The sequence below is a fragment of the Arenimonas metalli CF5-1 genome, from assembly GCF_000747155.1.
In the GTDB taxonomy this organism is placed as follows: domain Bacteria; phylum Pseudomonadota; class Gammaproteobacteria; order Xanthomonadales; family Xanthomonadaceae; genus Arenimonas; species Arenimonas metalli.
Genome location: NZ_AVCK01000036.1, coordinates 1 through 19,233 on the forward strand (window position 1 = coordinate 1; position 19,233 = coordinate 19,233).

Annotated in this window: 18 protein-coding genes; 8 read left to right on the forward strand and 10 right to left on the reverse strand. The window is 60.1% G+C overall.

Annotation, left to right across the window (positions count from 1 at the left end; translation table 11 throughout):
- Nucleotides 1-60: 60 nt before the first annotated feature.
- Both N787_RS10765 and N787_RS10770 read left to right on the forward strand, forming a co-directional pair.
- The gene (locus N787_RS10765; protein ID WP_034213844.1) at nucleotides 61-321 is read left to right on the forward strand and encodes a hypothetical protein; all 261 of its coding nucleotides are present in this window, start codon (nucleotides 61-63) and stop codon (nucleotides 319-321) included.
- Between the two features lie 30 nt (nucleotides 322-351).
- A complete protein-coding gene (locus N787_RS10770) occupies nucleotides 352-714 on the forward strand; it encodes a hypothetical protein (RefSeq protein ID WP_156968992.1) in 363 nt (120 codons plus the stop codon).
- A 292-nt stretch (nucleotides 715-1,006) separates the two neighbouring features.
- Here N787_RS10770 and N787_RS10775 read toward each other — a convergent pair whose 3' ends face one another.
- The 10 genes from N787_RS10775 to N787_RS10790 form a co-directional block, all read right to left on the reverse strand.
- Nucleotides 1,007-1,699 (reverse strand): hypothetical protein, encoded by a 693-nt coding sequence (locus N787_RS10775; protein WP_034213850.1) that lies wholly within the window; start codon nucleotides 1,697-1,699, stop codon nucleotides 1,007-1,009.
- Between the two features lie 384 nt (nucleotides 1,700-2,083).
- Nucleotides 2,084-2,395: a hypothetical protein gene (locus N787_RS15000; protein ID WP_156968993.1), complete on the reverse strand. Its 312-nt coding sequence runs from the start codon at nucleotides 2,393-2,395 to the stop codon at nucleotides 2,084-2,086.
- A gap of 280 nt (nucleotides 2,396-2,675) precedes the next feature.
- Complete coding sequence (locus N787_RS10780) at nucleotides 2,676-3,710, reverse strand: hypothetical protein (protein WP_156968994.1); 1,035 nt, start codon at nucleotides 3,708-3,710, stop codon at nucleotides 2,676-2,678.
- Nucleotides 3,711-4,004: 294 nt separating this feature from the next.
- Nucleotides 4,005-5,474 (reverse strand): S1C family serine protease, encoded by a 1,470-nt coding sequence (locus tag N787_RS14745; protein ID WP_169742302.1) that lies wholly within the window; start codon nucleotides 5,472-5,474, stop codon nucleotides 4,005-4,007.
- A 66-nt stretch (nucleotides 5,475-5,540) separates the two neighbouring features.
- Complete coding sequence (locus tag N787_RS15005; RefSeq protein ID WP_156968995.1) at nucleotides 5,541-6,197, reverse strand: hypothetical protein; 657 nt, start codon at nucleotides 6,195-6,197, stop codon at nucleotides 5,541-5,543.
- Nucleotides 6,198-6,649: 452 nt separating this feature from the next.
- Nucleotides 6,650-6,910: a hypothetical protein gene (locus N787_RS14410; protein WP_211252160.1), complete on the reverse strand. Its 261-nt coding sequence runs from the start codon at nucleotides 6,908-6,910 to the stop codon at nucleotides 6,650-6,652.
- A gap of 86 nt (nucleotides 6,911-6,996) precedes the next feature.
- Nucleotides 6,997-7,287, reverse strand: a complete 291-nt coding sequence (locus tag N787_RS15010) for a hypothetical protein (protein ID WP_156968996.1) — start codon at nucleotides 7,285-7,287, stop codon at nucleotides 6,997-6,999.
- Between the two features lie 439 nt (nucleotides 7,288-7,726).
- Entirely contained in the window at nucleotides 7,727-8,359 is a 633-nt protein-coding gene (locus tag N787_RS15015) for a hypothetical protein (RefSeq protein WP_156968997.1), read from the reverse strand.
- A 93-nt stretch (nucleotides 8,360-8,452) separates the two neighbouring features.
- Nucleotides 8,453-9,031: a DUF1643 domain-containing protein gene (locus N787_RS14750; RefSeq protein ID WP_084590763.1), complete on the reverse strand. Its 579-nt coding sequence runs from the start codon at nucleotides 9,029-9,031 to the stop codon at nucleotides 8,453-8,455.
- Nucleotides 9,032-9,046: 15 nt separating this feature from the next.
- Nucleotides 9,047-11,056: an AAA family ATPase gene (locus N787_RS10790; RefSeq protein ID WP_052575384.1), complete on the reverse strand. Its 2,010-nt coding sequence runs from the start codon at nucleotides 11,054-11,056 to the stop codon at nucleotides 9,047-9,049.
- 196 nt (nucleotides 11,057-11,252) lie between these two features.
- Between N787_RS10790 and N787_RS10795 the strand changes: the two genes are divergently transcribed.
- The 6 genes from N787_RS10795 to N787_RS15020 all read left to right on the forward strand — a co-directional run bounded on the left by N787_RS10795 (nucleotide 11,253) and on the right by N787_RS15020 (nucleotide 18,996).
- On the forward strand, nucleotides 11,253-13,493 hold the full coding sequence (locus N787_RS10795) for a hypothetical protein (RefSeq protein WP_034213855.1): 2,241 nt from the start codon (nucleotides 11,253-11,255) through the stop codon (nucleotides 13,491-13,493).
- A gap of 23 nt (nucleotides 13,494-13,516) precedes the next feature.
- The gene (locus tag N787_RS10800) at nucleotides 13,517-14,521 is read left to right on the forward strand and encodes a helix-turn-helix transcriptional regulator (protein ID WP_034213858.1); all 1,005 of its coding nucleotides are present in this window, start codon (nucleotides 13,517-13,519) and stop codon (nucleotides 14,519-14,521) included.
- A 12-nt stretch (nucleotides 14,522-14,533) separates the two neighbouring features.
- Complete coding sequence (locus tag N787_RS10805; RefSeq protein ID WP_034213860.1) at nucleotides 14,534-15,175, forward strand: HEPN domain-containing protein; 642 nt, start codon at nucleotides 14,534-14,536, stop codon at nucleotides 15,173-15,175.
- Nucleotides 15,176-15,498: 323 nt separating this feature from the next.
- Nucleotides 15,499-16,110 carry a hypothetical protein gene (locus N787_RS14755; RefSeq protein WP_084590766.1) on the forward strand — a complete coding sequence of 204 codons (612 nt, stop codon included), beginning with the start codon at nucleotides 15,499-15,501 and terminating at the stop codon, nucleotides 16,108-16,110.
- A 114-nt stretch (nucleotides 16,111-16,224) separates the two neighbouring features.
- A complete protein-coding gene (locus tag N787_RS14760) occupies nucleotides 16,225-18,156 on the forward strand; it encodes a nuclease-related domain-containing DEAD/DEAH box helicase (RefSeq protein WP_084590767.1) in 1,932 nt (643 codons plus the stop codon).
- 288 nt (nucleotides 18,157-18,444) lie between these two features.
- Entirely contained in the window at nucleotides 18,445-18,996 is a 552-nt protein-coding gene (locus N787_RS15020) for a hypothetical protein (RefSeq protein WP_156968998.1), read from the forward strand.
- The last annotated feature ends 237 nt before the right edge of the window (nucleotides 18,997-19,233 follow it).

A 19,233-nucleotide genomic window follows, 5' to 3' on the forward strand; every position in this document is an offset into this window, starting at 1 on the left:
CAGGGCGTGTTATTCAGATGATCCCTAGTTTGGAGCGACACCCACGCAAGGAGTTCGACCATGAAGTTCATTCCTCTCCCGGTCCTTCAGATTGCACGCGCGTTTGGCCTCGTCCGCGGCCTTCGCACCGTCCGCGTCCCGGCGGGACGGCGGATGCGCTGGGCGGTTGCCGTGCAAGTGCTGGGGCGCTGGCGCGTGGTTCGCCAGCCCCAGATCAACAGCCCGTACGTGATGGTTCCGGATAGCCACTACACCCCTCGGCCCCTGCTGTTCCCGCGGCTGGGCGATGTGCGGTCCTTCCTGGACAGGCAGGGCCTCTGAGCCCATCACCCATTGAAATGGAGTTCGATGATGAATGACGACGATGTTCGCAAGATGCTGCTTCGCTCGAGCGCGATGACCGCGCGGGAACAGGCCGTGTGGGCGGCGGTCTTCGCCCGGTCCGAAGCGTTCGACCTTGGCGCTGCCGTCCAGGCCGACGAGGCGGTCAAGGCGCTTCGCCGCATTGACCCTGACGAGCTCGGGCCGACGACGCCTGAGCACCAAGCGCTGGCTGCCGGCACCTACATTTCTGAAGGGGAATTTGGCCCTTGGTATCGGGTCGCTTGGCGCTTAGCGATGCGCGGCTCAAAGTGCGCAATGGAGGAAGTCACCTCCCAGCAGATCGAATCAGCCTATGACGCATACCTTCGTGGGCAGGGAGACTTCTATTAGACATCGCCCAAGAGGAAAACCAGACTCGGATTGAAAATACAGCGATTGAAATTCTCCAAACAAGCTCTTGGGGCGACGTCGGGGGAACACCCGACAAAGATCAGCATGGAGGAGAGAACTTGGGAGACAGGGTCATAGCTGATCGGCGGTCATACCCGAATGAACCCCCGGCTCAGTTTGATGGCGAATGCCGCTAAGGCCGCAAGAAACAGAAATACAAGAACCATGGATTTTGTTCTTGGTTGCATTCAGTGCCGAGATAGCGATCGTTGGCCAAGAAAGCCATCGGTCTTCAATTGGCTGTCATACGCTTATCAATCAACGCACTGACGCAGGCGGACGCACTTACAACGACGACAGGATCTACGGAAATCGAAGGGCCTACCAACGATGCCGCCTCCGCTCGTTCTGAAATGGCACGCTGCTTCTGAGTGACGATCGCCGAGGCAGCGGCAACTGCGCTCCTCTGGCGGTCTTGAACTTGAGCGAGCGCGCGCATCATGTAATGCGAAACATCCTTTCCTGCTCTCATCTCGTCGCGTTCTTCGTCGGTCAGTTCGCGGAACAGAATGGCGTCTTGCTCGAGATTAAGATACTCCAGCTTGGACCGGCCCTGGTCCGAGCGGATAAAGGCATCCGCGGTCGTCATGCTGGCTAAGTGATGCATAGCGGCGACAAACTCGGCGAGCATGACCAAGTCGTCGTGGGCCAACCTGACTCCCGCCTCTCTGACGGTGACTCCCGCCGACCGCACCTTGGCAGCGGCGAGCCGGACGCTCGCTAGGGTGGCCTCGGATGACACCGCCACCTCTTCGAGCTCTATGCCTGGATCGCACCAAGATCTCAGCGACATTTCCCCAATGCTCACGCCATCGGAAGCGATGACAATCCAATCGGGGCGCTTGTCTTGGTCTTGCGTGGAGTCTTGGTCTGCGCAAGCCGAGAGGAAGCCAAGCAGGGACGCTAGGATAATGGCTCGCTTCATATGATGTCCGAAGGGCGAAAGTAGGGGCAGAACATCCATCCTATCTGGTCTAAAGCTACCACTCCGCGGCTCGGTCCAAACATCGTTCAAGCCGAACCCTGACTAACCTTCCGGCGCCATCAGGTCCGGCTGATCCCCGCAGCATCGGCAAAGCCGATGAATGAATGAGGCCTCCGGGTGCGGTTCTTACCTTGGTCCGAGCGAGCGAAAAGCGTCTCACAAGTCCGTTTACGTAAATGCAGTCTGACAACCATTGAACCTGTTCAATCCGACACGCGAAACAGAGAAAGAAGTGCAGCTGTCGCCCAAGAGCCAAAGGCAAGTGCGCCCCGTGCGCGGACTTGAGGGGAGCTTCCTTACGGATTGGTTAGGGGCGAGTCCGGCTCACCGACGCGGCGTGGCGAGAAGCAAGCCACGTGATTGAAAAGCGATGGTGAAGCAAAGCACGAACATTGCGCCACCAACCAGAGCGAATGCCAACAACTGCCGATCGTCGCGGGCGAAGTCGTAGCTGTAGTACGACAAGAGGCCGCCGGTCGTGCCAAAAAGCGAGTACATGAGGCTGCGTGCAGCGGGGCCGAACCCGCGAGCCTTGAGTCTTCCCCCCAACAGCCAAGCGGACACTCCGAAGCCGAGAAGAATTGTGGCCAAGTTGACGAATGCTCGCTCAAAAGCAAAGGCCAGAACAGTTTCCAAGATCTTCCCCTAACGCCCAACTACCACATATGTGGACGCCGTCGTCCAGTTACTCATCCGATGGTTCCGCAGGCAGCTAGCCCGCAACCAGATTATTCTTCTGGAGTTTAGGCAGAGCTTGTCCGGTAATCAATCCGGAGCAAACCCGGGCACCACCGCTCGCGGTCATTCGCGCTCGAGGAGCCCCGGGTAGCGCTTGATAGGTTTACGGATGTCCGCCTTGTAGGCAGGGAGATTTCGGATTCTGAGCCCAGCAGGAACGCCGCCGCGATACATTCTGCTACGGTTTGGACGCGTCCGTCAGGCTGGACAGGAACAACAGGCACAGCGGCGCGTAGCGGTCGGCGAGCGCCGCCAAGTGGGCAGAATTTGTCTTCGGCACGCCAACGATGCAGCCGATGCTGACGCTGCCGGTAGGAACCAACGCCATGAGCATGTGCATGCGCATGCGCCCCTCGTATCCAACGGCAGAACCCTCGGCCTCTGACTCCAAAACGAACGCCGGACGTCTCAATGCGGTCACCGCCCTGGATTTCAACAGCCGCGCGTTCGTCAACCCTTCGACGGAGTACGCGCCCATCTGCTCAGGTGACGTTGATTCAAACTCCGCCATGGCCTGCGGCAACGACTCTCCGGCGAGGAAAGGGAAGTGGCTGACGTTTAGCATCACATACGTGCCATCGTTCGCCAGCGGGAGAGTCCATTTGCGCAACATGTGCGTAGCGTTCGGATCGGCCTCAACGAAGCTGAGCGGTACGCGGACCCGAACGGTGAGGCCTTTGGCCTCCGGAGATGCGGCGGTCTCCCAGGTACGCGTCCAGCGTGGCCATTGGGACTCCGGACTCTTTCGAAACTTCTCAGATGCTCGAATTAGTTGAGATGCGATCGCGACATCGATTTCTCCCTCCGAACGGCTGCGCACGTCCTCGACGAACTGGGCCGCGATTGACCGGTCGCCAAGCACTTCGAGTTGCGGCACGATCACCAGCGCCAGCCTCTCAACGAGAGACGTCCGGAATGATGGCCATTTGCCGAACTCTATGGCCTCGACCGACCGCTGCATTTGCCGCTCAAGGGAGCCACAGGCATCGCCAGTCCGCGAGTTGAATTGCTGTTCGACAAGCGAGGCAGTACGTGCCAAGTCTGGATGATGTTGGCGCGCAAGCTCAAACGACCGCTGCTGCGCCAGGCAAAAGCCAAATGCGGCGCCGGCCTCGTTGAACTGCTCGCCGTTGGTCAATCGCGGCGGGACGTCGTAGGTGTCGGCACTGGCGGCTCCTGAAACGAGCATAAATAGTGCGAATCCGCGCTTCATCACGACCGCCTCCCGTAGGTGCGCCGCCACCAGCATGCCGCTAAACGCGCCTACTTTCTAGCGATGATGGGTCCAAGGCTCAGGAGATGCCGACCCATCGGGTCAGCCACCTGTGTCTGCAGATACACAAATTTCTGAATCAAAAATTTGGACAGCCGTTATTCCAACTTCCGCCAGACCTCGTCACGCAATGGCGTAACTCACATTCAAAAGCTTCCGGGGAAGCCAGGGCGCTTCAATAGACCTGACAGGTAGTTGCCGTGCACGGCGCTCGTCATGGCTTGCCTTGGTCATTCACTCGCATACCAACTGGAGCACCTCAGCCCAGCCAGACGCATCATCGACTCGCCGTGGCTGACCAATCGGCGAGAAATCTGCTTCGAGCAGTTGGTCTTCAATGCCGTAGCTAGCTTCCGCAGTCGTCCACATCTCTTTCGCCACGCAATCAAAAGCAATAAACGAAACCGTGTAATGCCGCTTCATTGCCGCCCTGACGGACGCATCCGAATCGCGACGAACGAAGAAGCCTCTCACCAGATCGCTACGCACAACCGCCTGGGCATCTATGGCGACATTTGCGCCACCAAACTCACCCGCTCGCGTCCATTGATTTGCTTGAGGCGCGCTCTTCACTTGCTGATATATCTGCGACATCACCTCGGCCCAAACGCTCGGCGGCAACAACGCAAACACCTTTTCCATCCGGATTTGCACAGGCCCAAGCAGTAGTTCCAACGCATTCGGATCGGACTCGCCAATTCGGACAATTGTCTGCTGTACTTCTGCCTTGGCAGCCGCGACCGCCTCTTTTGTTCGTAATTCCCCGAAGTGCAGATTTTGTGCTGTGCCAGGCACCGGGGCCTGCTGCGCCAGGTAGGCGCGCCTAATCTCCGAGGCCCATTTTTCCGGTGGCATTGAGCTCTGAATTCGTCGTATCTCGGGCGTTATCAATTGAAGGCGAAGAGCAAAATTCTCTGGATCAAGAGATCTAAACTGCTCGCCAAGCCGGCGCACCTCTAACAGCGCCTTGTCAACAGCCTCACTTCTGTTCGCGGCGACATCTGATTTTATCAGCGAGTCCGCCTCGAGCTCCGCGATCCACTCAACTGGCACGGCAAAATTAAGTTGGCCACTATCCTTGATCCGCGACGTCGTTATTCCAATTAGTTTTCCAGTCTCATCAAAAAGGCCACCGCCACTCGATCCTGGAGATATCTGGGCCGTCGTCTGCAAAAGTGCCAAGCCCCCTACTGAGCGAAACGCCGATAGCAGTCCATCCGACAAAGTCAGGTCTAACCCGTGGGGAGCGCCAACGGCGTAGACGCGCTGACCGATCTGCAGCGCCTGCGTGGACCCGCGTACTACTGGGCGAGCAGTTAGACCCTTTGCACTGAATGTGCAGACGTCTCGATCGAGATCGTACCGCAGGAGACCTATTTGGTAAGTTTGACCGCGGTGCAGCGCCACTGCGCCAGAAGAGTCCTTGAAGACGTGGCAGTTGCTTACAATCAAGCCAGGGCCGATGACGACCCCACTTCCTTGCATGAAAAGGCGATCATCATTATCAAATGTTCGCACCGTCACTACACTGTCTGAAACAGTTTTAAACAGGTCCACAGGCGACAACGGCGGCGCCTCGGCTTGGCCTGTCTTGGGGGAAGCTCCAAGCAGTATTACGAGGGCCAATCCCACTGACCTCCATCCACCACTTGAGAGCCTCTTCCCTACTGGTACACGCGAATCATGAATGGCATGCAAGTTCATGGCGGTTCTTCGGCCCTTCGCAGTTTCTAGCCCGGCACGGCGCCTCATGCGGTCAATTCGGCAAGTTCACCCTGCTTTGATCTTCTTGGCAAGCCGGAGCAACTCAATCAAGACCTTGATTCGGCTCGCCTGCGTTTCAAAGTTCCATGAGGGGTGATAGACCCATGTGCAAAGTGCTTCACCAGCCCCATGTGGAAACAACCACAGCCGGCGACTGCATCGTTCCGCAGCGATGGGTGGCTCAGCAGACCACGTCCCGTATCCGACCCGATCCCAGACCGACTTGGAGATGAATAGAACCGCATCGGGCTCAAGTCTACTTACGATTTCCCGGAGGGCACGCTCACCGGTATCCCATAGGTCCTTGTTGGGCCTATCGGTCGCTTTGTCGCCTACTGAGCCTTGGAGGAAGTTCGTGAATGCCACCCGCCTCCATACCTCTGCAACCGCCTCTCGGCTCGCATCCTCCTTGAGGGTCGGCATTTTTCCAACCCGCTTGAAGAAGGTCGAGTCCTTTTTCAGGTCAAGGCTAAGGTCAACGTACTCGCCGAAGTGGGATAGCGTGTACTTCTTACTTTCCTCCGATGTGAGTCCTTTCTTTTCATAGTGTGACTCGCCGACCAATAGAAGCCTGGCACCACCAGCCAAACCAGCGAAATAGTCGGCACCGATATAAGGAACGTAGTGAACTACACCCCCTCCCCAGCGCTCCGTATCGCACAACTCATGTAGCCCGATAGAAATCACTCAGTTAACCCTAATTTTCTTTGGACGCCTCACATTCGACCGCAATGAAAGGATTATCGAGCATTCAAGAAAATACAGATGCGAAATGGACGCCCTGTGTGTTGATGCGCGACGAGGATTGACCAGCCTTGCGCGCCGCAAGTTGACCACCTTGGCTCGCCAAGCCAGGGCACTCCTCGGGGCTAGAACGACGAGCAACTCGCGGGCAGCCTGGTCAATCAAAAGCACGCAGAATCGTCTTTCACTAGTCAACTCTAAGCGCGCATCAACCGGCTCGACCGCCATTCGTACCAATAGAACAGGAACGCGGCGATCGCAACGATCCCGGCGACGAAAAGCTTAGAAGTTCTGGTCATGACCGGCGGCTCCGCTGTTCCTAGCGGAAGATTCCGCGTTGAGCGCCATGGGATAAAGTCACGCGTCTGAACCTATTCAAGCTCATAGCGAACATAGCGGTTCCACTCATCAATGGCATCTTGAGCAGCCTCCTGGTGCTTCTCGGCCTCATCATTCTGCTCTTCAACAAAATCACTAATGCACTGCTTATATCGTTCAACGTCATCTTTAAACTGGGAAACTTCCCATTCACTTGTGAACTCATAAGGCTTGATTGGCTTTCGGCAGGAATGAGAAGGCGCAAACATGTCCGCTTGAGCACAGAGCGGCAGGCATGCAACGACCAGAACCATTATGTGGCTACGGAATCGCATCTTGTTTCCCCTGAGACCTAGAACCTTTGTTATCCCGCGTCCACGACGCATAGTCGGATGACCGCTTAGCCTGCACTCGCGCCAACCGGCGGATTCCGGCCGGGATGATGAATTTCATACCAATGTTTGGCCGCCTCGTGAAGTGCACGAACGTTGGCATTTCCACCCCAGCCCACCTGGGCGTAAATCTCTTGGAGTCTCTGAGGTGAGTTTGTGGCCAGGAGACCAACGACCAAGCGAGAAAGATCCCCGTAGATCGTCGCCACGTCTTGGTAGGGCGCTCCCGTGGCGGTACGAACCCCCGAGAGAATTTGCTCAAACGCTTCACGATCTGTGAAGTTCTTTTCGCTGCTCATCGCGCTCTCCTGTGCGGCCTAACGAATCGAGCCAACCGCGCCGAACGCGCCGGGTTGAAGGCGCAATTGGGCGCCATCCAGGCTATCGGAGGCGCCACGGACCGGACTCCGAGACGCGCTCAACCTTGCCTTCCGCTTCCAGCTCCCTTACCAAAGCGACCACCCAATACTGCTGGTTGGAAGAGGTTGCCTTGGGATAGTCGCCCCAGTCGAGTCCGCAATCCCGACTGATACGTGCGAGCTTCATTCCCTCAGCGCCAGGCTGGCAGCTGGCAGAAGAATGAAAGAATCTTAGTACCAGCGCTTTGGCGCTATCGCGGATGGCACGACCTTCATCTGCAAACATCGACATACGTACCCCTCTTTGGGTTGCGTGCGGATGGTGACCGGCAACGCGATGAATACTACAGAGTTCATGCACAGCCTGGTCGGAACTCTGCTATCTCCGGAGGAGAGTTAGGCACTGAACGCCCCACAAGTCACCGGATTCATCGCCCCTGCGAATCAGTTCCCGGCTTTCGACACGCAGCTGCTTGCCGACGCACAACTCCGTCGCTCGCTCAACGAAGTTCTCGAACCGACGCTCGAGACGGGCCTTGGCGCCGTTGAGCGAGTCCTTTTCCGATGCATCGGAATAGCTGGCAAGGCAAACGACGGAGAGTGAGTTTTTCCCGCCGCGGCACAGTAGCTCCCGGAGTCGAACTACGTCACTCCTAATGCCCGCCGTAAAGGCGTAGGCTCGCGTCTTAATCTCGATCGCGGCAAACGGTGATTCATTGGCGCGCTCGATGACGATATCGCACCTACCTTTCCGCCTGAGCGATGAGACTGGGCGGCCGACCACGGCGGGCCCTGAACTGCTCATTGTCTGAAGCACGCTCCCCTCCAGTCGAATCCACTTCTTCTGGTCGTCGAGTTTTCTCTGCAGCTCCTGAGCCACAGTGACAGTGAACCAGTACTCAGGCGCTCGACTTGCCCATGTGCCGTGCAGGGCGTTCCAGGACTTTGCTGCCTTTGCCATTCCGGCGATCACAACTGGCGGGACGACACTTCTTTCGATCCCTCTCGACATGATGTCAACTTCCTTGGAGTGGTTCGGGATTCAATAGCCAACCTCTAGATTCGAATATGGATGCTTCGAATCACCGATTGGAGGACTCATCCATTAGCCGATTCGCACGTACCGCACCGGAACAGTATCGTCAGGCAAGTAGAGAGGGTGGAACGGCGTGACCCCATCCTTGGCCATTCTCAAGTAGCAAAGGTCGGAGTGATCCTCCAATAGCTTGATAACGTCTTGACCACGCCCTCTCAGACGTCTTGGGGGCTTCCCGAACGCGAGAACAATTCGCTCCGCTTGCTGCGCCATTTGGCGAATCATTTCGTCGTTATCGGGTCCAACTGGATCGGCCACCTCTAGCAGCCTGCCCTTATCGGTGGCCCGATAGGCATGGACATTGGCCACCAGCTGCCCCCCGTAGCCCCATGCACGAGAGAATTTTCCTGTTTTGCGCAAGGTAGGGTCACGGTAGTCGACACAAGCAACGCTTGGGTTCATCAGGACCCACATGACCAGTGACTTGTTTGTATCCCACACTTCCGAAAGCCTATAGCGATACTTCTGGCATGACGAAAAGACTGGTTCGACAACGGAGTCTTCCGGCCAAGGCAAACGGGACCTCCCTCCTGCGTCGTGCACCGCATCATCTGTGATGACACTGCTGATGATCTTCGTTATCGACATGGACGGCAACTCCTGTTAGATGAAACCAACTTTCATCGGAACCTTCTCTTTTAGTCGAGACTCCATCCTCAGCGCCGCGGCTACTGCCGAGAGTGTCTGGACTGCATCGTAGCGCGAGCGCCGCAGTACGGCCGCGATGTCGCCTGGTGCCAATCGATCTAGAGATTCCCAATCGACACTTTCTTGATCTGCTATTCCGCTTATCCCGATGGCGTCCAGCCCCGCCTTTACCAGCTTTCCCACCTGATCCGGCTTCAGCCACCCCAGCCGCACCTTCCCGTCAAACCTTCGCATGGACGCCGGATCCAGAGCATCCAGCCGATTTGTCGTGGCGACAAGCACGCCCGCAAATTCTTCCATCCTGATCAGCAGCTCATTCACCATCGAATTCTCCCACCCGTTCCGTCGCGCGTCCCGCGCAGGCAGGAAGGTATCTACCTCATCAATGAGCAGCACCGCCCGATCCTCCTCAGCCCGCTGGAACGCCGCTGCAATGTTCTGCTCCGTCTGCCCTACGAACGATCCAAGCAGGTCAGATCCTCGGCAAGCCATCAGGGGCATATCCAACTCTCTAGCCAGCCAACGCGCAAACGCGGTCTTCCCGGTCCCGGGCGGGCCGTGCAGCAGCAGTCGAGCCTCCCGCACCGTGCCAAGCCTCGCGGCAAGAGCCACGAGATCGGTGTCGGCGTTGAGGAAGGCCGGGTCATAGAACGCCGGCAGGGCATCGCGGTTCTGGGGCGGCAGTGGGCGGTGGCCCTGAGCTCGCAGGGTCGCATCCACCAGGCGGGTCATTGCAGAGCCGATCTTGTTGGCATTGGCGCCAGGCAAGGCTGCGGACGCTACGGCGGCGGCGCGGGCGACCAGTCCCGGCGTGACGGCGGGCGTACTGGCCAGGCGGGCGACCAACGGCTCAGCGAGCACCACCGGCGACACCGCCCGGACGATCGCCTCGCGCTGGCGCCGCGGCGGGGCCTTAAGCTCCAGAACGATGTCGAACCGGCGAACGAAGGCCGGGTCGATGGCCTGAATATCGTTGGTCAGCCACAGCGTCGGCACCTCGTTCTCTTCCAGCATGCGGTTCATCCACGCCTTGCGGCGCTGGGCAACGCCGGTGCTGATCATGGAGTCGCCAGCGAAGACGTCCTCGGCCTCGTCGAACAGCAGCAGCGTCGGTGACTGCGAGAACAGGGCCTGTGCCGCGCGATGGGCCCGCAGGCGGCGCTCCCCGAGCACGGCGTCCCCTTCCTCGTTGCCATTGGCGATTTCATACAGCCCGCTGCCCTGGTCGGCGGCCAACAGCCGGGCGAGTTCGGTCTTTCCGACGCCAGGGGCGCCGTGGATCAGTAGGTTCACGCCCGTGCGCCGCGTAGCCAGCGCCTCGCGAAGGTAGGCGCGCATCAGGTCGACGTCAGCCGATACGTGGGCGTAGTCGCTGAACCCCAGCCCCGGCGGGTTGGAGGCGTGCACGGTGTCGCGCAGCAGCGCCAGCGGCTCGGCCTCGCTGCCCACGAGCGCCTCACCAAACTGCGGGGACAGCAGATCCAGCGTTGCGCGCATCAGCATATGGTTGCTGGGGTCTGTCCTTAGCAGGCCCGTCCTGGCCAGCAGGCCCTTGGGAGCGAGCGCGGCCTGCACGTTGGATTCTTCAATCCGAAGCACCCTGCTAATGGCATGCATCAGCTGGCGCGAACCCTGGTCGCCCAGCAAGTCAGTGGCCACGGCCAGGGCCGGCTCGGACTGCAGCAGCACGGCGAAGGCCAGGATGGCCTGTTCGTCGCTGCTCAGACGAAGGGCGGCCGCAAGCCGGGCCAGATTGCCGGAGAGGCTGCCGGGAGCCTCCGGGGCCGGGCGCCTTTCTTCCGCGACATGCAGACGCCGTATCCGGGAGGAGATTGATTTGCGGTCCGTCACGGTCATCTCCATGGGCAGCCCGAGCACCGGTGCCAGGTCGTCATAGGTACTGATGTTGGTGAGCAGGCCACGCAGTCCGCCGCAGTCCACCAGGACGCGCAGCACCCAGCGCATGACGAGCCGGGGTACTTCGCCGGTGCCTACGGTTGCGGGTGGACGGGGACGACGACGGGCCATGGCGACTCTCCACTGGATGGGAGGACCAGTGTCCGGAGGGGTGCGACAGATCGTGTCGCAGGCCGTGAGACCTCTGGAGGCCAGGATGGCTGGCATCGGCGGGCAGGCGGCATCACGGCCCAGGGGAAACCGGATGCGTGCGCTCGACCACTTCATGCTCGCGGAACTGCTCGCAACGCCGACCGGCCAGGTGCAGGTGCGCGCGCTCGCATGCGGGCTGCGCCAGGGGCGAGCGGTGGCCTTGGCGAATGCGCGGCACAAGTTCGGCACCGTGCAGTTCGTGGCCAGCGCCCGGCTGCGCAGCACCCAGGTGGTTCTCCCGGCCAGCGCACTGCTGCTGGGGCTCGGCGGCGAGCGCGAGCTTGAAGCGCGGTTCGCGCAGTGGCTGGAATGGCTGCGCGCGCACGGCGTGCTTCGCCTGGCCGAACTGGAGCCAGGCAGGCACAGCCAGTGGGTGACGCCGCGCTGGTTGGCCGACCCGTTGATTTCCGCCTGCCTCGGTATCGTCCTGAATCCGGCGCCGGCGGTGATGCCCGCCGTCATTCCGCCCCTCGACGATTGGCTGGACGCCGCCCCACCCGCCTCCATCGCGGGGCTCCTGCGCGACGCCGGCCGGTCCGGCGACTTGTGGAACTGGCTCGAGCAGGTGCCTGCGCAAGCCTGGGAGCCGCTTCAGGTCCCGCTGCTGGACATGCAGGAGCGCGCGGATGGGCCGCTGCATGTCGGCTGGTGGTCCCGCACGCAGCCGGCGAACCCGTTCGCGCTGGGCGCAGTGTCGCTGTTTCGCGTCAGCACCAGCGGCTGGCTGGAGCCCACGCTGCTCACCGTGGACCGGGGAGCAACGCCGTGGCCGGCCCGGGTGCATGACCTGGCCCCACCACCCGACCAGGCCTTCCGCTTTATCGCCAATCCCCGGCTCGACCAGTTGTTCAACCGCTTGCCTGCGTACGGCGAGCGACTGCTGGCCATCGCCGCTTACGAAGCCAAGTGCGCGGGCGCCGATGCGGAGACCATGGACGAAGGCCAGCAGCGCTTCGCCCGCCATCTCGAAAGCCTGCTGGCGGCCAGGTCGGCCTCGATGACGGCGCGACTGCTGCAGCGCGCCTGGCCCGTGCCCGGCGCCGCCCCCACGCTCAATCGCAGTCGCTTCCTGCACGGGGGCGGCAATGCGCTGGTGCGCCAGCGCCGGCATGAACTGGCCGAATTGGCGCCGGAGCTGGCCATGCATGCGGCCGATGGCTACTGCCCCGGGGCGCGCGCGGCCATTGACGCAGGCCGGCCCCTGTTGGTGCCGCTCGCGGCCGATTGGGAGGTGCCGGTATGGGCCGCCCGCCGCACGCTGGCGCTGCTGCGTCAGGTCACTTCGCTGAAGGAGACGGGCATCTATTCCGCTGAAGACCTGGCGAGGTACGTTGCCGCCTGCGGTCCGCATGCGCCGGCGTTCTCGGGCGATGACCTGCGCTTCCTGGCGGAACTGTCCGCGTTCGTACCCGACGAATCGGAAGGCCCGAACGCCCTGGCCATGCTTCGCGCCTCGGGCCGCGAGGCGGCGGTGCGCGGCTGGGAAGGCGTCTGCGAGGTCATCGCCCGCTACGCCGACATCGAGGCGCCGTACCTGCTGCTGGCCTGGTGGGACGTACTGCGGGACAACGTGCGCGACGTCCTGACCCGCTGCGGGCAGGAAGACCCACCCAACGAGGATGAGGTCGAGGCGGTGTTCGCCAGCTGGCTACAGTCGGTCCCCCTGTCGGAGTGCATGCGCCTGGCGCTGGATTGGTCCGCCGTGTTCTGGGGGCACGACCGCTCGGTTTTCGCCGGCATTGATGTGGAAGTGCCCAGACTGTTCGGCACGCTGAGCCTGTGCGAGTCCCGGGTCGAGGTGCTGCCTTTGACGGGCCACGGCGCGCTGCGGCAAGAGGCCCGCGAGATGCTCCACTGCGTGGCCTCGTACCACCTGGCCGTGGTGACCGGTGCGGTCTTCGTGGTTTCGCTGACGTGCCCACTGGGCACCGACCGGGCCACGGCGGCACTCACCCTGGAGCCCGGGGGAACCTGGACGGTGAAAGAGGCGTCCGGGCCAGGCAACCGCGCCATCGCATCCGGCAGCCGGATGTCCACCGCCATCGCGGAGCTGCTGGTCCTGCTGCACGACACGACGCGCATCGACGCGGCGGCGCTCGCCTTCTATCGCCAGCCAGCGACCACCGCACCCCGCCCCTTCGACCACACGGTGGGCGGTCGCTGCCTGATCAGCCGGCTGCCAAAAGGCCTCGCCGAGGTCGCCGCACGCTGCTTCCCCGGCGACGGCCCCATGGACCGACGCATCCTGCGAGCCGCGCAGCGGGTCATCCCGCAGCGCCTGCAGGCCAACTAGCGCACCGCTGAGAGAACAACCCCATGGCCACCGATGCGCTGCTTCGCCAATGGACCCTCTACAAGCACCTGCCCCGCTCTGGGTCGGGGAAGACCGCGGCTGAAATCACGGAGCTGCTTGCAGACCAGGGCATCCGGGTGCACAAGCGCTCGGTGGAGCGCGACCTGAAGTTCCTGCACGAGGTCCTGCAGCTAGACGTCGACGACAGCAGCAAACCCTTCCGCTGGGCACGCCGCAGCGACGCCTTGGGTTTCACCTCGGCCGGCCTGACCACCCTGCAGTCGCTGCTCCTGCTAACGGCGGAAGTCCACCTCAAGACACTCATGCCACGCAGCCAGATGGACGCGCTGCGACCGCTGTTTGACGAAGCGCGCGCAGCCACCTCCCGGCGCTCCGCCGGAGAAGGCATCGCCGCATGGCCCGACTCGGTCGCCGTCGTGCCGACGGCGCCGCCCTTGCTTCCCCCGGAAATCGTCCCCGAGGTGCTCGAATCCGTGCACCACGCACTGCTCGATCGGCGCCAGATCCATGTCGACTACGCGGTTCGCGACGGTGGAAGGCGCGAATGGACCCTGCACCCCGTAGGCCTGGTACACCGGGGCCCGGTGACCTACCTCGCCTGCCAAATTGACGACCAGGAAGATGTACTCCTGCTGGCCCTGCATCGATTCCGCGCGGTCCAAGTGAGCACCTTTGAATGCCGACGCCCGCCGCTTGGAGCGATGGCCGAGTCCATGGCCATGGTGGCGTCCGGCTTCAATGACCGCGGCCCGATCCGGCTCGTACTTGAGATGGACGCGGCCGCAGCCAAGCACCTGCAGGAGGCGCGACTTTCAGAAGACCAGACCGTGGAAGCCTCAGGCAGCGAGGACTGGGTAATCGTTTCCGCCACCGTGGCCGATACCGACCAGCTGCGCTGGTGGCTGCGCGGCTATGGCGACCAGGTGGAAGTGCTGCAACCCGCCGGGTTGCGCCAATGGATGGCCGAAACGATGACCGAGGCGGCAGGCTACTATCAGGACGACTAACCCGGGATAGCCATGACCGCCTCCGCCCTGAAGGAACAGCTGCGCGCCGTGGGCGAAACCATGCCCGAGCCCACTAGGATCCGCATCCATCGCGCCATCAGCTGGCTGGCACGTGCCGAGGCCGAGAACGACGACCCGGACGCGCGGTTCCTGTTCCTGTGGATCGCCTTCAACGCCGCCTACGCACGCGAGTTCGGGAAGGAGCAGACCGAGCGCGATCAGCTGAAGACCTACTTCGCGTCCGTGCTGGCGCTGGACAACAGGAAACAACTGCACGCCGTCCTGTTCCGTGAGTTCAGCGGCGCGATCCGCACGCTGATCGAGAACAAGTTCGTCTTCGAGCCCTTCTGGCGAGCCCTGCGCGACCATGACGGTAGCGGCCGTTGGGAGCAGCAGTTCGCGGCCAGCCGCACGGCGGCGATGAAAGCACTGATGGGACAGCAGACCGACGTCGTCCTGTCCATCCTGTTCGACCGTCTCTACGTGCTGCGAAACCAGCTGGCCCACGGCGGCGCGACATGGAACAGCAAGACCAACCGCGCCCAGGTGCGCGACAGTACGCACATGCTGGCGGCAATCGTTCCGGTGCTGGTGGGGTTGATGCTGGAGAGTCCGCAGGCGAACTTCGGCGAGATCATGTACCCGGTGGTTTGACCGACGGCTGCATCAAGCTGTTTCGCCCAAATGCGCGTGGGCGCCATGTGCCAGATGCAGGACTGCTGGTCGAGCATACCTTCAGGTTGCAGGCGAAGATCCTTGATGTCGCCCAACGTCGCCCCCGCGCATCGTTCGAGTCCCGTGACCTGACGAAACCGAACTGCTGAGAAAAGTTCGCCTCAGGCAGGCCCCAATGCGGCGATCACTGACCTACTTCAAGGCGTACCATCCACCCGATAGCCGAAGACTCTTTATCACTTTACATCCCCTCGACCATAACCCAAGAGTCTTCATCGAATACAACTGCCGAAGGACCGTTGATGTCGAAATTGGTCGTAACCCAAGAAACCGTCGAAAGCACCTCACGAATTGCAGACGCAATTCTTGGATTCATAGGCGACATTCCGCAAAGCAATATCAGGAAGAGCAAGAGCCCTGCTTCCGACTCAAGAAAACTGACCAAGTCGGCGTCGTTGAAATCCTCAGTAACCGCCGGAGCGCTTGCCCTGCCCCCAGGCCCCCTGGGCTGGCTCACCATCATTCCTGAGATGATCGCTGTCTGGAAAATTCAAGCGCAACTTGTTGCAGACGTTGCAGCACTGCACGGAAAAACGTCAGCGCTGACCCAGGAGCAGATGGTTTACTGCCTATTCCGGCATACAGCAGCCCAGATAATGCGCGACCTCGTCGTTCGCGTAGGTGAACGCACGTTGGTAAGGCGCGCATCTCTTCGGGTGATGAAGAGAGTACTGGAAGCTGTTGGCATAAGAATCACACAGCGAACCATTGGGAAAGGCATTACCAGATGGCTGCCATTCGTCGGTGCCGCCGGTGTTGCTGGTTATGCCTACTACGATACCAATCAGGTGGGTAAAACTGCCAACGATTTCTTCGGCTCCGACATCTCCATGGATGGCACCACGCCGGACTGATCGAGTCATATGCGGCTTTTCGTCAACATCGCATTTGGATGGGTCGACGGCGAGACTCAGTTTGCTTTTTACGTTTGTGCTGAAACCTTGCAACCACTGCGGATCATCTGACGGATGCAGTACCGCAACAGAATGGACGGAATCAGCATGGACACATCGTCGCCGCCTCGTATCCGCCTCGTAGATCCTGCCCTAGACCAACTTGAAAGCCTGCGGCAGCCCCTGACCAAGGGAGAGCGCGAGGTGTTGGACTGGCTATTGACCATACTGCCGTCAAGCTGGGAAATATATATTAAACCCCACTTGAATGGGCTGAGGCCTGATTTCGTTCTTCTCCATCCGCAAAATGGGATCGCAGTCTACGAGGTCAAGGACTGGTCATTGCGGGGAATGGATTACTTTGTCGAAACAGGATCACGGGGCCCCAAACTCATGGGCCGACGGGACGGGAAAACGTTCTCCCTCGCATCCAGCGACCCGGTCGCCAAAATTGATCTGTACAAACAGGAAATATACGGGCTTTACGTTCCTAGCCTACCGGCCGGAAAGGGCTACGGGTCCATAGTCGCCGGGATCATTTTCACTCAAGTCTCCACCAAGGACGCCGTTGAGCTTTTGGCTCCGCTCCGCAAGCACAGGGGCCACGAAAAATACAACAAGTGGTACCCCGTCATCGGATCGGATCTGATCGGACAAACTGACAAGTCAACGTTGCGGCAGCTTCTCAACTCAGCCAACAGATATGACCCGGAAATGGGAGATCGCGTGGCTGCCGAACTGCGCCATTGGTTGGTCGAGCCATCTTTTTCTTCCGAGCAAAGAGTGTCGCTCAAGAAACTGATGACACCAAGACAACGTTCCCTTTGCCTCAACGAGGAGAGCGCTCGCTTCCGAAGGATCAAAGGTCCTGCCGGAAGTGGCAAGTCGCTGATCATTGCCGGGCGGGCTGCGGAACTCGCAAGTCAGGGAAAGCGAGTCTTGGTTGTGACGTTCAACATAACCCTTATCAACTATCTTTCTGACCTGGCTGTTCAGTACTCGCAATCCGGAAAGGTACGCAAGCAGCTTACGACACTCAACTTTCACCTATGGTGTCGACGCATCTCGGTTTTAACTGGCAACGATGAGGAGTATGCGCAGCTCTGGTCCGGCAAGGATGACCAAGGCGCAGCGCGTAAAGTGCTCGAATTTGATCTACCAGCGAAAGCGCTCGGCTGGGCTGCGTCTCTTGATGACCATGATCGTTGGGATGCCGTCTTGGTTGACGAAGCCCAGGACTTCATGCCGGGCTGGTGGGGCGCCTTGCGAGCCGCGCTACCCAGCGACGGCAGTGGAGAAGCCCTGATCTGCGCTGATAGACAGCAGAACATATATGGCGTGGATCCGTGGACGGAAACCGTCATGAACGGCGCCGGATTTCGTGGGCGCTGGGCAATGCTTGATCAATCGTTCCGGCTTTCTCCCGCGCTTTGTCGGCTCGCATCAGCCTACATAGAGGAGTTTCTGCCGGATTCCGAGGCGCACCGCCCCAACTCAGCCGCTGGCGAACTTGAGTTCAAGACCATCTTGAGGTGGCGTCAGATCGGGCATGGCAGCCAAGCGGCTGAAGCCTGCGTCCAGGCGCTCTTGGAGATTCTTGACGAATCCGCAGGCGACCCAGTCGCCGTTTCGGATCTTGTATGCATTGTCGACAGCGATAGCGTTGGCAAGGATATCGTCCTCAGATTGCGGGAGAAGAATATCCGTGCAATCGACACTTTTGGTCACTCTGCCGACAGGCGAGAGAGCGAGGAGGAAAGCCGACGGAAGAAGCAGGCATTCTACAAGGGCGATGCTCGCGTAAAGGTTACAACCATTCAGAGCTTCAAGGGATGGGAGAGCAAAGCGCTTGTTGTACTCATAACCAGAGTGATAGGGCCCAAGGATCTTGCCTTGGCCTACACGGCGATCACGCGCCTTAAACGAGATGATCGAGGGTGCTACTTGACCGTCGTGTGCTCGGCGCCTGAACTGAGCGCATTCGGCCGCAAATGGTCGGCCATGTGAATACCAAGCATCACAAGCTGTCTGAGCACGGCAAATACAGGCTGCGAGCGCTCGCAGATAACTGAGGAGGAGTTTCTTCACCTCATGGATCACGGCGGGCGAAAGCGAGTCTATTCGAAGTTCGACCCGGACCTGTCTCCACTTGCACTCTAAAAGCGGATGCAAGTAACCGGGGTATCCGTTTCAGCATTGCGGGCAGCAGGCCAGGCACGGAGGCGTGACTCTTGAAGAAAGCTATATGAAACTCTTTCCAACCGGAGCTGCGGCTTTAGACAAGGATTCACTTGCATGCAAGAAGCTGAGCCTACTAGTAATGTCCTCACCCTAGAGATTTCTACATGGTTTCAGGTGCACAGGGACCGGGATGAGTATTGTTGCGAGCTGTCCCTCAAGACGGAGAAGCTCGAGGCCAGTTGCATTGAATTTGACGGGAGCAGTGAATTCACGAAGAAGCTGACTGAATTTGCCCTTGCGCTAATTGAGTTCGAGGCTGGTTCAACCGGATGTCCGACATTCGGAGTCGCTGGCGGGGAAGTGGGGAATTTTGAGTCCTGCCGGGTTTACATTGTGCACGCCCGAGAAGGCGTGGCAAGACTCGAGTTCCGCCGTCGGGCATGGCTTGGCAACTCCGACCCAGTCATGGAACACATCTGGGTTGAAGTAGAAGAAGCGAAGACGTTCCATATCGAAGTCCCAATTGAAGATGTTGTACAAATGGGATACCGCCTGCTTTCTTCCGTGGGCGAGCGAAGCGGACACTTTAGTTTCGACCTGATGCCAGCAGCGTCTTCCTTTCGCAAAGAATCTGAGGAGCCCGAAGAAGATGACTTTATCCCTTAGGTTCAATAATGGAAGTTCCACCTGGCGGGCCGAACCCGCCGCTGACTGGTTTGGCACCGGCACTATCGGTTGCCCCCGACGGGTACCAGTCTGCGTGTGCCGGCTGGCTTGATTGTCGGTGCCGGTCTAGGCTGACCAAGTTGCTGGTTCTGACAGCGGCCAATTCTGTTTCACTGCTCCTCCACTTCTGACCGATTGTGGACGCGACCTTGAATCGCCCCGGCTTCTCCGGAGGCC